Source organism: Microbacterium sp. NPDC089186 (assembly GCF_040685115.1).
Classification (GTDB): Bacteria; Actinomycetota; Actinomycetes; order Actinomycetales; family Microbacteriaceae; genus Microbacterium; species Microbacterium galbum.
Window position 1 is genome coordinate 562,013 of record NZ_JBFBHJ010000001.1, and the last position, 15,252, is coordinate 577,264.

A 15,252-nucleotide genomic window follows, 5' to 3' on the forward strand; every position below is an offset into this window, starting at 1 on the left:
CGACACGGGCCGTAGCGCCCCGTCACCGTCGGAAACGCCGCGTCGCGCGGCGTCACAGACCGCTCCGAGGAGTGCGTCGTCCGGCGGGAAGCGCTAAGTTCCGCGGCCTCGTCGGCGAACGTGTCGCTGCGAGGCGTTGCGTTACGTCACCGATTGAGGCCCGCGCCACCCTCGCGCGACAGTGAAGACGATCCGCCGCCCGCTGATCCGCCGCCCGCAGAACAAGGAGCCTCGATGCCGGACCGCATCCACCTCGCCGTCGCCCTGGACGGGGCCGGCTGGCATCCCGCCGCCTGGCGCGAGCCCGGCGCCCACCCCACCGCACTGACATCGGCCGCGTACTGGCGCGATCTGATCCGCACCGCCGAAGGCGCCGGGGTGCTCTTCGCCACGATCGAGGATGCGCTCAGCCTCGGCGGCCGTTCGAGCGAACCGGATGCCGAGACGCGGCGCGACCGCGTCCGCGGGCGCCTCGACGCGGTGCTGCTGGCGTCGTTCCTGGCCCCGGTCACGGGCCGGATCGGCCTCGTGCCCACGGTGACGACGGCGCACCCGGAGCCCTTCCACGTCGCGACCGGGCTGCAGACGCTCGATCACGCGAGCCGCGGACGCGGGGGCGTGCGGCTCGTGGCCGGATCGACGGAGCAGGAGCGAGCCAACTTCGGACGCCGCACCGGCGGCCCTGCGGGCCTGCCCGCGTCGGGTCGGGTCGAGGACGATCCGGCGCTGCTCGCTGCGTTCCGCGAGGCGGGCGAGGTCGCCGAGGTGATCCGCCGGCTCGCCGACTCGTGGGAGGACGAGGCGATCGTGCGCGACCTCGAGACGGGCAGATTCCTCGACCGCGACCGCGTGCACAACATCGACTACGCGGGAGAGTTCTTCTCGATCACCGGCGCCTCGATCGTGCCGCGCTCCCCGCAGGGCCAGCCGCTGATCACCGCCCTCGCGCACCAGAGCGTGCCCTACCGCTTCGCCGCGGAGCACGCCGACCTGGTGTTCATCACCCCCTCCGACGCGGCGTCGGCGACCGGCATCCTCAATGAGCTGCGGGATGCCGCGGACGCGGTGCGCACGCTCGACGAGCCGCTGCGCGTGTTCGCCGATGTGCTCGTGCTCGTCGAGGAGACGCGCGAGGCCGCCTCCGCCGTGTGGGACCGCCTGCAGGATCGGGCGACGCTCACCACCGACGCCCGCGTGGTCGTCGGCACCGCCGACGATGTCGTGGACGAGCTGCGGGCCCTGGCCGCGGCCGGGGTCGACGGCATCCGCCTGCGTCCGGCCCGCCTGCCCGCCGACCTCGAGGCCATCGCCGCGAGCGTCGTCCCGCGGGCGGCGGAGGCCGGCATCCTGCGGCCCGACGACGCAGCGGCGACGCTGCGCGAACGTCTCGGACTCCCCCGCCCCGCCAGTCGCTACGCCCGTCAGGAGGTCGGCGCATGACCCGTCGGCAGATCCACCTCGCCGCCCATTTCCCCGGTGTGAACAACACCACGGTGTGGACCGACCCGGCCGCGGGCAGCCAGATCGATTTCTCGTCGTTCGAGTACTTCGCCCGCACCGCCGAGCGCGGCCTGTTCGACTATCTCTTCCTCGCCGAGGGGCTCCGCCTGCGCGAGCACCGCGGGCAGCTGCACGACCTCGACGTCGCCGGGCGCCCGAACACCCTCGCGATCCTCACGGCGCTGGCCGCGGTCACCGAGCACATCGGGCTCGTCGGCACGCTCAACACCACCTTCAACGAACCGTACGAGCTCGCGCGTCAGCTCGGCACCCTCGACCTGTTGTCGAACGGCCGTGCCGGATGGAACGCCGTGACCAGCTCCGACGCCTTCCACGGCGCCAACTTCCGCCGCGGCGGATACCTCGACCACGCCGACCGCTACGTGCGGGCCTCGGAGTTCGCCGAGCTGTCGAAGTCGCTGTGGTCTTCGTGGCGCGACGACGCGATCGAGGCGGATGCCGAGACCGGAACGTTCCTGCGGGCCGGGGCGATCGCGCGGGTGCGGCACGCGTCGCGCCTGTTCGACGTGGACGCCGTTTTCGACGTGCCCCGCTCGCCGCAGGGGCGGTCGGTCATCGTGCAGGCGGGCGACTCGGCCGACGGTCGCGACTTCGCCACCGCGCACGCGGACGTGATCTTCTCGCTGCACACGGAGTTCGCCGACGCGCAGCAGTTCTACCGAGACGTGAAGGGGCGGCTGACCGCGCACGGCCGCGACGAGGACTCCCTGAAGATCCTGCCCGCCGCGACCTTCGTGCTCGGCGACACCGCCGCGGAAGCCCGCGAGCGCTCGCGCGAGATCGCCCTCGCCCAAGTGCGCCCGCAGACGGCGATCACGTATCTCGAGCAGATCTGGAACCGCGACCTCAGCGACTACGACGCCGACGGGCCTCTCCCCGACGTCGAGCCCGACACGGGCGTCGAGACCGCACAGGGCTTCGCGGGTCGGCACGCCGCGATCCGTGCCCGGGTCGGGCAGCTGCGCGACCAGGCCGCGGCCGAGAACCTCAGCATCCGCGAGCTCGTCATCCGCCTGACGGCGAACCACACCTTCGTCGGGACGCCGGAGCACGTGGCATCCGAGATCGACCGCTACGTGCAGGAGCGGGCGACCGACGGGTTCACCGTGGTCGGTCACGTCACCCCGCACGGTCTCGACGAGTTCGCCGACCGGGTCGTGCCGCTGCTGCAGGAGCGGGGCTCGTACCGCCGCTCGTACGACGAGGGGGCGACGCTGCACGACCTGCTGGGGCTGCCGGCGGTTCGCGAACGGGTCACCGCGCCGTGAGCGACGTCGTGATCGTGGGGGCGGGACCTCGGGCGGTGATGCTCGTGGAGCGCCTGCTCGCACGGCGCACGCGCGCCACGGCCGCGCCCCTGCGCATCACGCTCGTCGACCCGTTCCCGCCCGGGGGCGGCCGCATCTGGCGGTACGAACAGTCACCGCTGCTGAAACTCAACTCCATGGCGCGCGACGTGACGGTCTTCACCGACGACAGCTGTGTGATCTCCGGTCCGGTGCGCTCGGGCCCCTCCCTCATCGAGTGGGCGGAGCGCGTGCGCGACGGGCGCCTGCCCGATGTGCGGATCGACGATCCCGCGCTGACCGACGAGGTGCACGGTCTGCGCGGCGACAGCTTTCCGACACGCCGCCTGCAGAGCCTGTACCTCGACTGGTTTTGGCGTCGCACGGTCGCCATCGCCCCGCCCGGCGTCGAGGTGCGATGGCATCCGGGCAGCGTGCAGTGGGTCGACGACACCCCCGAAGGGTGGGAGGTCGCACTCGCCGACGGCACGCGCCTGAGCGCCGACGTCGTCGTCTACGCGGTCGGACACAACGGACGCGAGCCCGAGGGCACCGCCCTCGACGTGAGCGCCGCAGCCGCCGCCGCCGGTTTCGTCTACCTCGAGCCGGCCTTCACCGCCGACGCCGACCTGTCGCGCCTCGCACCCGGCGCCGACGTCATCGTGCGGGGGATGGGACTGGCGTCGGTGGATGCCGTCGTGCTCCTGACCCAGGGACGCGGGGGCCGCTTCTCGCGCCGCGCCGACGGCAAGCTCGCCTACACCGCCTCGGGGCGCGAGCCGCGTCTGCACCTCGGGTCGCGGCGCGGTGTGCCGTACCGGTCGAAGGTGGCGTCCCAGGTGCAGGGCGATGCACCCGAGCGCGAAGTGCTCACGCCCGCGGCCATCGCCGAGCTGCTGGATCGACCGGGCAGCATCGACTTCGTCGACGACGTGTGGCCGCTCATCGCGCGGGAGCTCGTGTGGGCGCACTATCGCGAGCTCTTCACCGGGCATCCCGAACGGGTCGGCACCACGTGGGAGGCGTTCCGCGCGACGCTGCGGGCCGTCGACGGCGACACGGCGGCGCTGCGTCGCGCCGTCGCCGAGGTGGTGCCGGGTCCCCTCGACCGTTTCGACGTGCGCACCCTCGACGTCCCGCTGGGCGAGGACACCTTCCTCGATGAGCGGGCGGTGCACGCGCGTGTCCGCCGGCACATCGCCGACGATTTGCTGCTGCGCACCTCGGCGGAGCACAGCACGACGCAGGCACTCTTCCTCACGATCCTCGGGTCGTTCCTCGCGCTCGGCGACATCCCGGTCGATCGATGGAGCGCACGCTCGCGCGCGGTCGACCTGCCCGTCACCTGGCACACCTTCTTCAGCTACGTCGCGTCGGGACCGCCGCCGCACCGGTTGGAGGAGCTGCTCGCGCTCGCCGACGCGGGCGTCGTGCGCTTCCTCGGCCCCGACCTGGCGGTGCACCTCGACCCGCCCCGGGGCTTCGTCGCGACCTCCCCCCGCCGCGGGGGCGAGGTCGTCGCCGCCGCTCTCGTCGACGCGTGGCTGCCCGCACCCGCCGCGGCAGCGAGCGACAACCCGGCCCTGCGCGAGCTCGCGACCCGGCACGGGCGGGAGGTGCACGTGGCCGACGAGCAGTTCGCCGGCTCCCTCGGCCGCATCGACGTCGACCCCGACGGGCGGGTGGTCTCGCGCGACGGCATCGCGCAGGAGACGCTCTTCGCGCTGGGTCCTTTCACCGCGGGGCTCGAGGCCGGGGCCTTCACCCGACCGAACTCCAACGCCCTTTCGCTCCGCCACACCGACCGCGTCGCGGGGGCGGTCACGGCCGCCGTCACGACACGTCGGGTCGCCGGCATCCGCTGATTCGATCGGGAACCCGCGCGGAGGCCCGGAGGCCACTGTGCGTCCCGACCTCCGGCAGGACCGCATCCACGGGATTCTTCGGCGCCGATCAGCCCCGGCGCGCCGCATCGACGCCGCGTGGGGGCAGGATGGAGCCCTGCGCAATCCGAACCCGGGCGCGCGGCGAAGACTTCTCGTAGTGCGACGACGCCACGAAAGGACGACATGCGACTGGCGACGACCCTCCGGCGGTTCGAACTCGACACCCGCCCCATCCACCCCGAGACGCGCCGCGCCCTCGACCGGCGGTGGGCGGAACTGCCTGAACACGCCAAGACGCCGAGTCAATTGCTCGGGCGCAGCGCCGTCGGGTGCGAGGGGACGCACGGCGTCTTCCCCAAGTGCAACCTCACATGTTCGCCCTGCTACCACTCGGCGGACGCCAACAAGGTGCGCATCGACGGCGACCACACCGTCGACAACGTCACCCGCCAGATGGACTATCTGCGCGAGGTGCGCGGACCACGCGCCCACGCCCAGCTCATCGGCGGCGAGGTGAGCCTGCTCAGCGCCGAGGACCACGCCCGCTCCCTGCTCGCCATGCGCGCCGTCGGCCGTGAGCCCATGTCGATGACGCACGGCGACTTCGACTACGACTACCTGCTCGACGTCGTCCTCGACGAGGACGGCAAGCCGCGCTTCGACAAGGTGTCGTTCGCGGCGCACTTCGACTCGCTCATGCGCGGCCGTCGCGGTGCCGTGCGCCCCCGCGGCGAGGCGGAGCTCAACCCGTTCCGCGAGAAGTTCGCCCGCATGTTCGTCGACCTCAAGCGCGACCACGGCGTGAGCAGCTACCTCGCGCACAACATGACGGTCACCCCCTCGAACGTCGCGGAGGTCGAGCAGGTCACGCGCGACGTGCTCGAGATGCCGTTCGACATGATGTCGTTCCAGCCGGCGGCGTTCATCGGCGACGACCGCCGCTGGCGCGAGGACTTCGGCGAGGTCACGATCGACGCGGTGTGGGAGAAGATCGAGGCCGGCGCGGGGCAGAAGCTGCCGTGGCAGGCGACGCAGTTCGGCGACCCGCGCTGCAACCGCTCGACCGTGGGTGTGCGCGTCGGAAAGACCTTCGCCCCCGTGCTCGACCCCGAGGACCCGAAGGACATCGCGGCCCGCGACAGGTTCCTGTCGCACTTCGGCGGCATGATCTTCGGCGGCATCCCCCGTCACGTGTTGGCCGTCAAGGTCGTGCGCGCTCTCGCGTCGCATCCGCGCGACATCCCTCCGCTGATCGGCCTGATGGCGCGCGTGCTGCGCCGCGCGGGTGGGCTGCGACAGGTCGTGTCGGCGGCCCGCCGCGGCAAGGTGTCGTTCAAGACCTTCGTGATCCACAACTTCATGGATGCCGAGCAGGTCGCGCCCGCGTGGAAGCTCATGGAAGAGGGCGTCGTCGCCGACGACCCGCTGCTGCGCGAGACGCAGGAGCGCCTGGGCGCGTGCATGTACGCGATGGCGCACCCCGAGGACGGCCGTCTGGTGCCCGCGTGCGTGCAGCACTCCGTGCTCGACCCGGGAGAGAACGAGGAGCTCCGCCGCATCCTGCCGTTGCCGACGGTGCGTCCGGGCGCCACGGTGACCGCGCGCCCCTCGGGTCTGACCGCGGTGCGCGAGACGGGCGCGCGTACGGCCTGAGCCGCGTGCGGGAAGCCGCGGGTCGGAGGATCCCGGCTCGCGGCGCATGCTGCCGGCACGGGCTGATCAGGTGCGCTCTGCGCGCCCCGTCGGCCGGGCCGCCCCGCTCGACGTCAGCCCGCGACGACGTGCGCGAGCTCGGCCGCGATCGACACGGCGACCTCATCGCCGGGCCGCAGGCCCGACACCGATGGCACCTCCGCGTGCAGCGTCAGCGCGCCCGCGCGCACCGTCACCTCGCTGCGCGCACCCACCGGCCGCCGCGCCCCGACCGTTCCGACGACGCCGAGGGAGGCGGCATCCGGTCGGTCGCCCACCCGCACGTCCTCCTGGCGGAAGACGAGGGTCGCCGCTCCGTCGGCGAGGCCCGTCGCGGCGAGCTCACCGAGCGCACTGCGATGGATGCCGCGGCGCACCTCGCCGGGGACGGCGTTGCGCGTGCCCATGAGCTCGGCCGCGCGCAGACTCCCCGGGCGGCGGTAGGCCTCGACGACCGTGCCCTCGTGCAGCAGCCGGCCGTGCTCGACGAGCGCGATGCGGTCGGCGACCCGTGCGGCTTCGTCGCGGTCGTGCGTGACGAGCAGGATCGTCGGGGCGACGTCGGCGCGCACCGCTTCGAGCAGGTCGTGCATGTCGGCCCGCAGCGCCGAGTCGAGCGCGCTGAACGGTTCGTCCAGCAGCAGCACGGCGGGCTCGGCGGCGAGGGCGCGCGCGATCGCGACGCGCTGCTCCTGCCCGCCCGACAGCTCCCCGACCCGGCGTCGGCCGTAGCCGGCGAGGCGCACGGTGTCGAGGTACCGCTCTGCGCGCTCGCGGGCGCGGGCACGCGGCATCCCGGACACCCGGTCCGAGAATGCGACGTTGTCGAGCACCGACAGGTGCGGGAACAGCAGCGACCGTTGAAAGACCATGCCGACGCCGCGCTGCTCGGCGGGGATGGGGGCGACGTCCCGATCGGCGATGGCGACCGTCCCTCGATCCGGGGTCTCGAGGCCGGCGATCACGCGCAGCAGGGTCGATTTACCCGAGCCGCTGGGTCCGAGCACCGCGGTGCAGCTTCCCGCGGCGACCGTCAGCGACAGGTCGTCGAGAGCGGGGGCCGTCGAGGCGGGGAAGGTCTTGGTCAGGCCCGTCAGGACCAGGTCGGCGCTCACGCGACCACCTCTTTCCGGGTGCGGGGGTGCCGACGATGCCCCAGAGCGAGGACGCCGACGAGCAGGATCACGGGGGGCACGATCGCCGACAGCGACATCAGCGCCACGGCGGCGTCGTTACCGAGGCCCGCGGCCGCCGACGCCACGACGAGAGGCAGGGTGACCACCTCTCCCCCGCCGACGATGAGCGTGACGATGTAGTCGCTCCACGCCACGAGGAAGGCGAGGAACGCGGCGCGCGCGAGCGCCGGCGCGATCAGCGGCAGCTGCACGCGCCGCAGCACCTGCAGGCGCCCGGCACCGAGCAGACGCGCCTCCTCTTCGTACGAGCGGTCGTAGGCGCCGTAGGCGGTGCGCATCACGAACGCCGTGTAGGGGAGCGCCATGACCGTCAGCACCATCGCCACCCCGACGAGCGAGGGCACGTGCGCGCGCAGCAGCACGACGTTGACGCCGAGCACCGCGGCGAAGGGCGGGAGCGCGATCGGCGCGAGCAGCAGCACCGAGACGAACCGCGCCCCGGGCACGGCCCCGAAGGTGAGCGCGCGGGCGGCCAGCGCACCCAGCAGCGTCGCCGTGATCGCGACGACGATCCCGAGCACGAGCGAGCGGCCCAGCGCCGGCACCGCGCCGAACGCGATCGCCTGGTCGATCGAGCGGATGCCGAGGGCGGTGGGGAGCACGGACGGGAAGCTCCAGCGGTCGGCGAACGACCACAGCACGAGCGGCAGCAGGGGCAGAGCGAACCACACCGCGAGGACGACGGCGAGCAGTCGCCGCAGAGCCTTGCCGGCGCCGCGCGAGCGGGTGAGGGGGCTGTCGACGGCGGTCATCGCCACGCCGCCGTCCGCCGGAGCGCGGCGAAGGTCAGGGCCACCGCGGCCAGGGCGAGCGCGCTCGTCACCAGCGCCACTGCGGCCGCCTCGGGTCGCGAGTCGAGCGACACACCCTGGAACAGGCGCACCGCGAGCACGGGCAGCGGCTCGGGCGAGGTGCGTCCCAGCAACCACAGCACCTCGTAGGAGCCGAGAGCGTAGACGAAACTGATCGCCGCTCCGATGAGGATCGTCGGCGCCGTCAACGGCAGCAGCACGTGGCGGAAGCGCTGCGCGCGGCCCGCGCCGAGCAGCGCCGCGGTCTCGTCGTAGGTCTGGATGCGGGTCGCAAGCGTGCCCGTGACGATGAGGGCGATGAACGCCGACTCCTTCCACGCCAGTTCGACGATCGCGGCGCCCCACAGCGGGCCGCCGACCCACGGCGCCCACGATTCGGGAGGGATGCCGAGCAGGCGTGGCAGCACGCCGGCGTCCGACAGCAGCAGCCCCACGGTGGCCGCGGCGATGAGGTGCGGGATGGTGACGGTGAGGGTGCCGAGGGCGGCCACCGCGCGGCTGCTGCGCGTGCGCGAGACGATCACGATCGCCGCGAGCGTGCCGATGATCACCGCCAGCACGGTGCTGACCGCGGCCACGCTGAGCGAGACGCCGACGGCGGCGAACAGCTCGCCCGGACGCGCGGTGAAGGCCGCGACCCCCGGGGTGGGCCGCCCCACCACCGGCAGCAGCCCGAACGCCTGCAGCGCCGTCGCCCCGATGCCGCCGCCCAGCACCACGAGCGAGAGCACGGCGGCGGGCAGCACCAGCAGCGCCCCGCGCAGCTTCTCGCGGGGCGAGCCGGCGCGCCGGGCGACGGGCGCCCAGGTCACCGCGACAGCACGTTCTGCCGCCAGCCGTCGTCGAGCGCGGGGACCCATTCGGCGGCGAGCTCGCCGTGCGCGTTGCGCGAGATCTCGTCGTACGGCGGCACCACGGGAGAGGCCGGCAGGGCGTCGAAGAGGGCGCGGTCCTCGGCCGACAGGGCGTTCAGGTCGAGCACGGGGAACTGCCCCCACACGTCGGGCTCGGCCTTCTTCGCCTGCTGCTCGGCCGAGAGGGCCACGTTCGCGACGACCATCGCGCCCGCTGCGGCGTCGGAGTTGACGGGCAGGCCGAGGAAGCTGGCGTTGCCGACCGTTCCGTCCTCGAGCGTCAGCACCTTCGTCTGCGCGGGGTAGGTGCCGTCAGCCACGAGGCCCGTGAGTGTCGCCGGGCCGTAGGTCATGGTCATGTCGACCTGACGATCGGCGAACAGCTGGCCGAGCTCGGTCTCGTTGGCGGGGTACGTGTCGCCGCCGCGCCAGAGGTTCGGCGCGAGCGTATCGAGCCGGCTCCACAGGGCCGGTGCGAGCTCGTCGAAGGCGTCTTCGGAGAAAGCCGTGGGCACCTCGTCGGCTCCGCCCGACACGCTCGCCAGGGCTTCGCGCACGAACACCGAGCCGGTGAAATCCGGCGGCGCGGGATACGTGAACCGGCCGGGGTGGGCGTCGGCCCAGTCGAGCACCCCGGCGAGGGTGGTCGGCGGGTCGGGGATCGCCTCGGCGTTGTACGCCAGGGTGAACTGCGCCTTGTGCCACGGCGCCTCGCACCCGTCGACGGGGGTGCCGAAGTCGGACTGCAGCAGCGGGTCGTCGGCCGAGGTGTTCGCCATCGAGGGCAGCATCCCGGTCCAGCCGCAGCGCCACGCCCCGGCATCCTTGCCCGTGCGGAAGTTGTCGCCGTTGACCCACACCAGGTCGACGCTGCCGTCGTCGCGGCCGGCCTGCAGCTCGGTGAAGACGCGGTTCAGCGCGTCACGGGTGTCGGTGACGGGAACGCGCTCGAGCGTCACGCCGTACTCCGCGACCGCGGGCGCGAGCACGTCGTCGATGTAGGCGTTGCCCTGGTCGTCGCCGCCGTACATCCACAGCTGCACGGTCTGACCCTTCGCGGCCGACAGCACGGCATCCCAGTCGGCGAACTCCGCCGTGTCGGGGGCCGCGGGCGCGGCGCAGCCGGTGAGGGCGAACAGGGCGGATGCCGCGGCCACGGTGATCGCGGCGAGACGACGTCGGTGTCGAAGGGGGGTCATGGGGCTCCTCGGTCGGGACCGGCGACCGCAGGTCGCGTGCGGACTTAGGGTATGGGGAAGCGGAGGGTGATCGATGGAACCGAACCGAACCGACGCACCCGCGGGCGGTGCGATGCGCCGACCCCTTCTCCGCCTGGTGCTTCTCGGTGTCTTCGTCGCCGTCGTCGCAACGGTTGGTTTCGTCTTCGTCCCGCACGACGTCGAACAGATCCGCGCGTGGTCGACCCAAGTCGGCTGGACGGGCGTCGTGCTCTTCACGCTGCTGTACGCGGCGCTGACGTTGAGCCCCGCCCCCAAGAACGTGCTGGGGATCGCCGCCGGTCTGGTGTGGGGCTTTCCGGTGGCGTTCGCGATGGTCTACGTCGGCGCCCTGCTCGGGGCCGCGGCATCCTTCCTGATCGGTCGCGCCCTCGGCCGCGAGGCCGTCGAACGCTTCACGGGGGCGCGGGTGGCCCGCCTGGATGCCGCGCTCGGACGCCGCGGTCTCCTCGCGGTGCTGAGCGCCCGGCTCATCCCCGTCATCCCGTTCACGCTGATCAACTACGGCGCCGGCCTGACCTCGGTGCGGCGCTGCGACTACGCCATCGGCACCGCGGTGGGCGTCCTCCCGGGGTCGGCCGCGTACGTGGCCCTCGGCGCGTTCGGGTGGGAGCTGGGCCCCGGCTTCTGGACCGCGTTGGCCGCGATCGGCGTGCTCGTGATCGGCGGACTCGTCGCCGGGGCGATCGTGCGCCGCCGCCGGGATCAGCGGGGAGCCCCCGGTGCTTGACCGCACGATGCGCGCGGCGCTCTCGGGCCCCCTGGATGCCGCGGCCGCGGCCCTCGACCGTCCCGGGATCACGCCCGACCGGCTCACCGTCGCCGGCCTCGTGCTCGCCCTGGCCTCGGCCGGTGCGGCCGCTGCGCAATGGTGGGTCGTCGCCGCCGTGCTGTGGCTGCTGTCGCGGGTGGCCGACGGGCTCGACGGCACGCTCGCGCGGCGGCGCCGGGCGGAAGGCGACGGCGGGGAGAGCGAGGCGGGCGGCTTCCTCGACATCGCGGCCGACTTCATCGCCTACGGCGCCGGCGTCTTCGGCGTCGCGTGGGGCGCGACGGCGGCGTTCGGCATCCCGTGGTGGCCCTTCCTGCTCGTGCTGCTGACCTATTACGTCAACGGCACGGCCTTCCTGGCGTTCTCGTCGATCGCCGAACGCACCGGGCGCCGCATCGACGACGGGCGATCGCTGTCGTTCCTGGGGCGCATCGCCGAGGGCACCGAGACGATCATCGTGCACGCGCTCTGGCTGCTGCTGCCGTTCTGGGCGGGGTGGATCGCGCTGGCGTGGGCGCTCTTCGTCGGGGTGAGCGCCGTGCAGCGCGTCGTGGTCGGGTACCGCCTGCTGCGGTGACCGCCGGGGAGCGGCGACCCCGGGAGGCGCCGCGCGGGTCCGGGCCGCGAGTCAGCCCCGGCGCCGCCGCACGCGCCGCAGCAGCCGGATCACCGCCGCGACCGCGCCCGTGCGCAGGGCGCCCTGGGCGTCGCGCACGGCGGCGTTCCAGCCGGCATCCGAGTACGTCGGGTAGGCGTGCAGCACGCCGGCCAGGTCGCGCACCGAGAGCCCGCGCGACACCGCCGTCGAGAGCTCCCCGAGCGACTCCCCGGCGCGCGGACCCACGATCGTCGCGCCCACCACACGTCCCTTCCGGTCGACCGCGAGCCGCGTGAACCCCGCGGTGCGGCCCTCGGCGATCGCGCGGTCGAGGTCGTGGTGCGGGGTCTCGACGATGCGCACGTCCGAGTCCGCCGTATCCACCGTCGACGTCCCCACCGCCGCCACCTCGGGAGAGGTGAACGTCACGCGCGGAACGTCGTCGAGACGCACGCGACGCGACAGGCCGAGCACCGCGTTGGTGGCGGCGATGCTGCCGAACATCCCCGCGGTGTGGGTGAAGTGCGGCAGCGGCGTCGCGTCGCCGGCGGCGCGGATGCGCGGGTTGCTCGTGGCGAGGGTGCGGTCCACCGCGATCGCGCCCGAGCGGTCGAGGTCGACGCCCGCGGCCTCCACCCCCAGTCCCGTCGTGTCGACACGGCGGCCGAGGGCAGCGAGCACGCGGTCGACGACCACCGTCGTGCCGTCAGCGAGCCGCGCGGTCGTGCCCCCCACGCCGCGGGAGGCCTCGGCGAGCGTCATCCCCAGGCGCACGTCGACGCCGTCGGCGCGCAGGGCCGACAGCACCAGGGCGCTCGCGGCGGGATCCTCCTTCGGCAGCAGCCGGTCACCGCGGTGCACGAGGGTCACGCGCGAGCCGAGGCGGACGAAGGCCTGGGCCATCTCGCATCCGATCGCTCCCCCGCCCAGCACGAGCAGGGTCGCGGGCAGCTCGTCGAGGTCCCACAGCGTCTCGTTCGTGAGCACGTCGACGCCCTCCGGCACGATCGGCGTGCTGCCGGTCGCGACGAGGGCATCGCGGAAGCGGATGCCGACTCCCTCGACGACCAGCGAGCGGGGACCGTCGAACCGCGCACGGCCGCGCAGCGTGTACACGCCGGTCTCGGCGAGCGTCTCGGGCGAATCGACGGGTTCGATCGCGGCGATCGCGCCCTTCACGTGGGCCATCACGGCGGCGAAGTCCACTCGCACCCCGTCGACGTGGATGCCCATCCGCGCCGCGACGCGTGCGTCGTGCGCGGCGTCGGCCGCGGCGATGAGCGCTTTCGACGGGACGCAGCCGGTGAACAGGCACTCCCCGCCGAACCCGTTCGCCTCGACGAGCAGCACCCTCGCCCCGAGCACGGCCGCGGTGCGGGCTCCGACCAGTCCCGCGCTCCCGGCCCCGACCACGACGAGGTCCCACTCCGCCCGACCCGCTTCGACGGCGGTCAGCGGACGGGCGCGGCGACGCGAGACGGAGGTCATCCCCGAAGCCTAGGGTGGTCGGAAGAGGGGGTGGCGCGATGACGACACCGATGCGCCGCTACGGCGTCGGCGCACGCTGGTACGACGTGCTCTCGGGCGAACGCTGGGTGTACCGGGCGGGCCGAGAGGCCGGCATCCGCCTTCTCGACCCGAGACCCGGCGACACCGTGATCGACCTCGGCTGCGGCACCGGTCTGAACTTCGCCGGGCTCGTCGCGGCCGTGGGACCGACGGGACGCGTGGTCGGTGTCGACCGCAGCTCCGACATGCTCGCCGTGGCCCGTCGTCGGGTCGCCGCGTCGGGGTGGAACGATTCGGTGACCCTGGTGTCGGCGGATGCCGCGACCCTCGACCCCTCCACGATCGTCGCGGCGAACGGGGGGCGCGCGGCGGATGCCGTGTTCTCGACCTACGCGCTGAGCGTGATCCCCGCGCGCGACGAGGCCTGGCGCCGTGCGTGCGCCGCGGTGCGCCCGGGCGGTCGCGCGGGCATCGTCGACATGCAGCGCCCGCGGGGCCGCTGGCGCGTGCTCGAGCCCCTCGCCCTGCTGGCGTGCGCGACCGGGGGCGCCGACATCGACGCGCACCCGTGGCGGCTGCTCGAGCGCGACGCCGCGGACTCCCGCGGCATCGCCCGCGCCGAGCGCAAGGGCGGCCATCTCGTCGCGGTGGCGGCCGACCTCTCCCCCGCCGTCACGCGCTGACACGGCGCTGCCCCGCGTCGCCGGACACCGCGCCCCGCGACATCGCCCCACCCGCATCGCCGCGGCGCCGCGCCCCCGGCACCGCCCAGTCGTCGAGCGCCCCGGACACGTCGCATCCCCGCGACGCGCGCGGCGCCCCCGGACACCCGCCGGGGGCCGCGGCCTCCCCCGCGCGCTCAGCGCAGGCGCCGCCCGATCTCGGCGAGAGCCTCGGCGAACGACTCCTCCGCACCCTCGCGTCCGCCCGACAGGTTGACGCCGACGACGCCGGGGAGCGCGAGCATCTCCTGCGCCATCGCCACCGCGAGGGCGATCCCCTCGGCGCGGGGGTCGCGAGCACGCCGCACGCGCGCGAGGAAGTCCTCGGGCAGCACGAGCGTCGTGAACGACTCCAGCAGATCGGCCGACGCGTGGTCGACCACCACCGGCACGCAGGGGAGGAATCGGATGCCGTCCCCGACCTCGTCGATGAAACGGCGCACGGGTTCCGCCCCACCGGCGTGGTTGACGAAGCACACGTCGGCGCCGGCGCGGAGCTTCTCGCGCAGCCGCGCCGCGCGCCGGTCGACGGGAGGGGCGGCCGGAGAGGCGGCGACCGAAACGACGTGCCCGGCGGCGCGGGCCAGGGCGGCGGCCTCGGTGGAGTCGAGGTCGAACACGGGTGCGGCGTCGGGGCGGTGCCCCGTCTGCGTGTGATCGCCCGTCACGCAGTGCACCCCGGCGACGCCCTCGACCGCGAGGGCGGCGAGCTCGCCCTCGATCGCCACCCGGTTGCGGTCGCGCATGTTGAGCCCCGTCCACACGCGCAGGCCGCGCCGCTGCAGCAGGTGCGCGCGGTACGCGGGAGGGAACTGCACCCGGGCGCTTCCCGCGTCGCCGGCCAGGACGGCATCCACTTCTCCCGTGAGGATTCCGGCGCACGCGTCGATGGATGCCACGCTCAGCGCCCGCGCCGGCAGATCGGCCACGATCCAGGGGCGTGTGCCGAGCGCGTCGAGGGTCGCGGTCGCGGCGGCGGTGCGCGGTGCGGGCCGTACCGCCGTGGTGCGGTCCAGGCCCGTCCACGGCACGGTCGGACGGTGGACGAACGCGCACCGGTGCGCCGCGTCGACCTCGCAGGAGCCATCGAAGCCGACCCCGCCGCACGGGCCGTACTCCATGCGCTTGGGACACGAGTCGATGAGGGGCAGCACGCTCATGCGGGG

13 protein-coding genes are annotated in these 15,252 nt (G+C 73.8%); 7 read left to right on the forward strand and 6 right to left on the reverse strand.

What is annotated here, in order from left to right:
* Nucleotides 1–234: 234 nt before the first annotated feature.
* The 4 genes from AB0N82_RS02655 (at nt 235) to AB0N82_RS02670 (ending at nt 6,346) form a co-directional block, all read left to right on the forward strand.
* A complete protein-coding gene (locus tag AB0N82_RS02655; protein WP_363387789.1) occupies nt 235–1,440 on the forward strand; it encodes an LLM class flavin-dependent oxidoreductase in 1,206 nt (401 codons plus the stop codon).
* On the forward strand, nt 1,437–2,789 hold the full coding sequence (locus tag AB0N82_RS02660) for an NtaA/DmoA family FMN-dependent monooxygenase (RefSeq protein WP_363387792.1): 1,353 nt from the start codon (nt 1,437–1,439) through the stop codon (nt 2,787–2,789). The genes AB0N82_RS02655 and AB0N82_RS02660 overlap by 4 nt, the downstream gene beginning before the upstream one ends.
* Nucleotides 2,786–4,672 (forward strand): FAD/NAD(P)-binding protein, encoded by a 1,887-nt coding sequence (locus AB0N82_RS02665; protein WP_363387795.1) that lies wholly within the window; start codon nt 2,786–2,788, stop codon nt 4,670–4,672. Before AB0N82_RS02660 ends, AB0N82_RS02665 begins: the two co-directional genes overlap by 4 nt.
* Before the next feature lie 204 nt (nt 4,673–4,876).
* Entirely contained in the window at nt 4,877–6,346 is a 1,470-nt protein-coding gene (locus AB0N82_RS02670; RefSeq protein ID WP_315993896.1) for a hypothetical protein, read from the forward strand.
* 113 nt (nt 6,347–6,459) lie between these two features.
* On the opposite strand, the gene AB0N82_RS02675 is transcribed toward AB0N82_RS02670, so the two are convergent.
* Genes AB0N82_RS02675 through AB0N82_RS02690 form a run of 4 tightly spaced genes read right to left on the reverse strand, consistent with a single transcriptional unit; the run spans nt 6,460 to nt 10,446 of the window.
* Entirely contained in the window at nt 6,460–7,500 is a 1,041-nt protein-coding gene (locus tag AB0N82_RS02675) for an ABC transporter ATP-binding protein (RefSeq protein WP_315993897.1), read from the reverse strand.
* Entirely contained in the window at nt 7,497–8,333 is an 837-nt protein-coding gene (locus tag AB0N82_RS02680; protein ID WP_315994594.1) for an ABC transporter permease subunit, read from the reverse strand. Before AB0N82_RS02680 ends, AB0N82_RS02675 begins: the two co-directional genes overlap by 4 nt.
* Complete coding sequence (locus AB0N82_RS02685) at nt 8,330–9,205, reverse strand: ABC transporter permease subunit (protein WP_363387800.1); 876 nt, start codon at nt 9,203–9,205, stop codon at nt 8,330–8,332. Before AB0N82_RS02685 ends, AB0N82_RS02680 begins: the two co-directional genes overlap by 4 nt.
* A complete protein-coding gene (locus AB0N82_RS02690; RefSeq protein WP_363387803.1) occupies nt 9,202–10,446 on the reverse strand; it encodes an ABC transporter substrate-binding protein in 1,245 nt (414 codons plus the stop codon). The genes AB0N82_RS02685 and AB0N82_RS02690 overlap by 4 nt, the downstream gene beginning before the upstream one ends.
* 73 nt (nt 10,447–10,519) lie before the next feature.
* Between AB0N82_RS02690 and AB0N82_RS02695 the strand changes: the two genes are divergently transcribed.
* Nucleotides 10,520–11,215: a TVP38/TMEM64 family protein gene (locus AB0N82_RS02695; protein ID WP_363387806.1), complete on the forward strand. Its 696-nt coding sequence runs from the start codon at nt 10,520–10,522 to the stop codon at nt 11,213–11,215.
* Nucleotides 11,208–11,834 carry a CDP-alcohol phosphatidyltransferase family protein gene (locus tag AB0N82_RS02700; protein WP_363387809.1) on the forward strand — a complete coding sequence of 209 codons (627 nt, stop codon included), beginning with the start codon at nt 11,208–11,210 and terminating at the stop codon, nt 11,832–11,834. Before AB0N82_RS02695 ends, AB0N82_RS02700 begins: the two co-directional genes overlap by 8 nt.
* A gap of 51 nt (nt 11,835–11,885) precedes the next feature.
* Here AB0N82_RS02700 and AB0N82_RS02705 read toward each other — a convergent pair whose 3' ends face one another.
* The gene (locus AB0N82_RS02705) at nt 11,886–13,343 is read right to left on the reverse strand and encodes an NAD(P)/FAD-dependent oxidoreductase (protein WP_363387812.1); all 1,458 of its coding nucleotides are present in this window, start codon (nt 13,341–13,343) and stop codon (nt 11,886–11,888) included.
* Between the two features lie 38 nt (nt 13,344–13,381).
* On the opposite strand from AB0N82_RS02705, the gene AB0N82_RS02710 reads away from it, so the two are divergent.
* Entirely contained in the window at nt 13,382–14,047 is a 666-nt protein-coding gene (locus AB0N82_RS02710; RefSeq protein ID WP_315993903.1) for a methyltransferase domain-containing protein, read from the forward strand.
* Between the two features lie 176 nt (nt 14,048–14,223).
* Here AB0N82_RS02710 and AB0N82_RS02715 read toward each other — a convergent pair whose 3' ends face one another.
* Nucleotides 14,224–15,246 (reverse strand): methylenetetrahydrofolate reductase C-terminal domain-containing protein, encoded by a 1,023-nt coding sequence (locus AB0N82_RS02715; protein WP_363387816.1) that lies wholly within the window; start codon nt 15,244–15,246, stop codon nt 14,224–14,226.
* Nucleotides 15,247–15,252 lie beyond the last annotated feature (6 nt).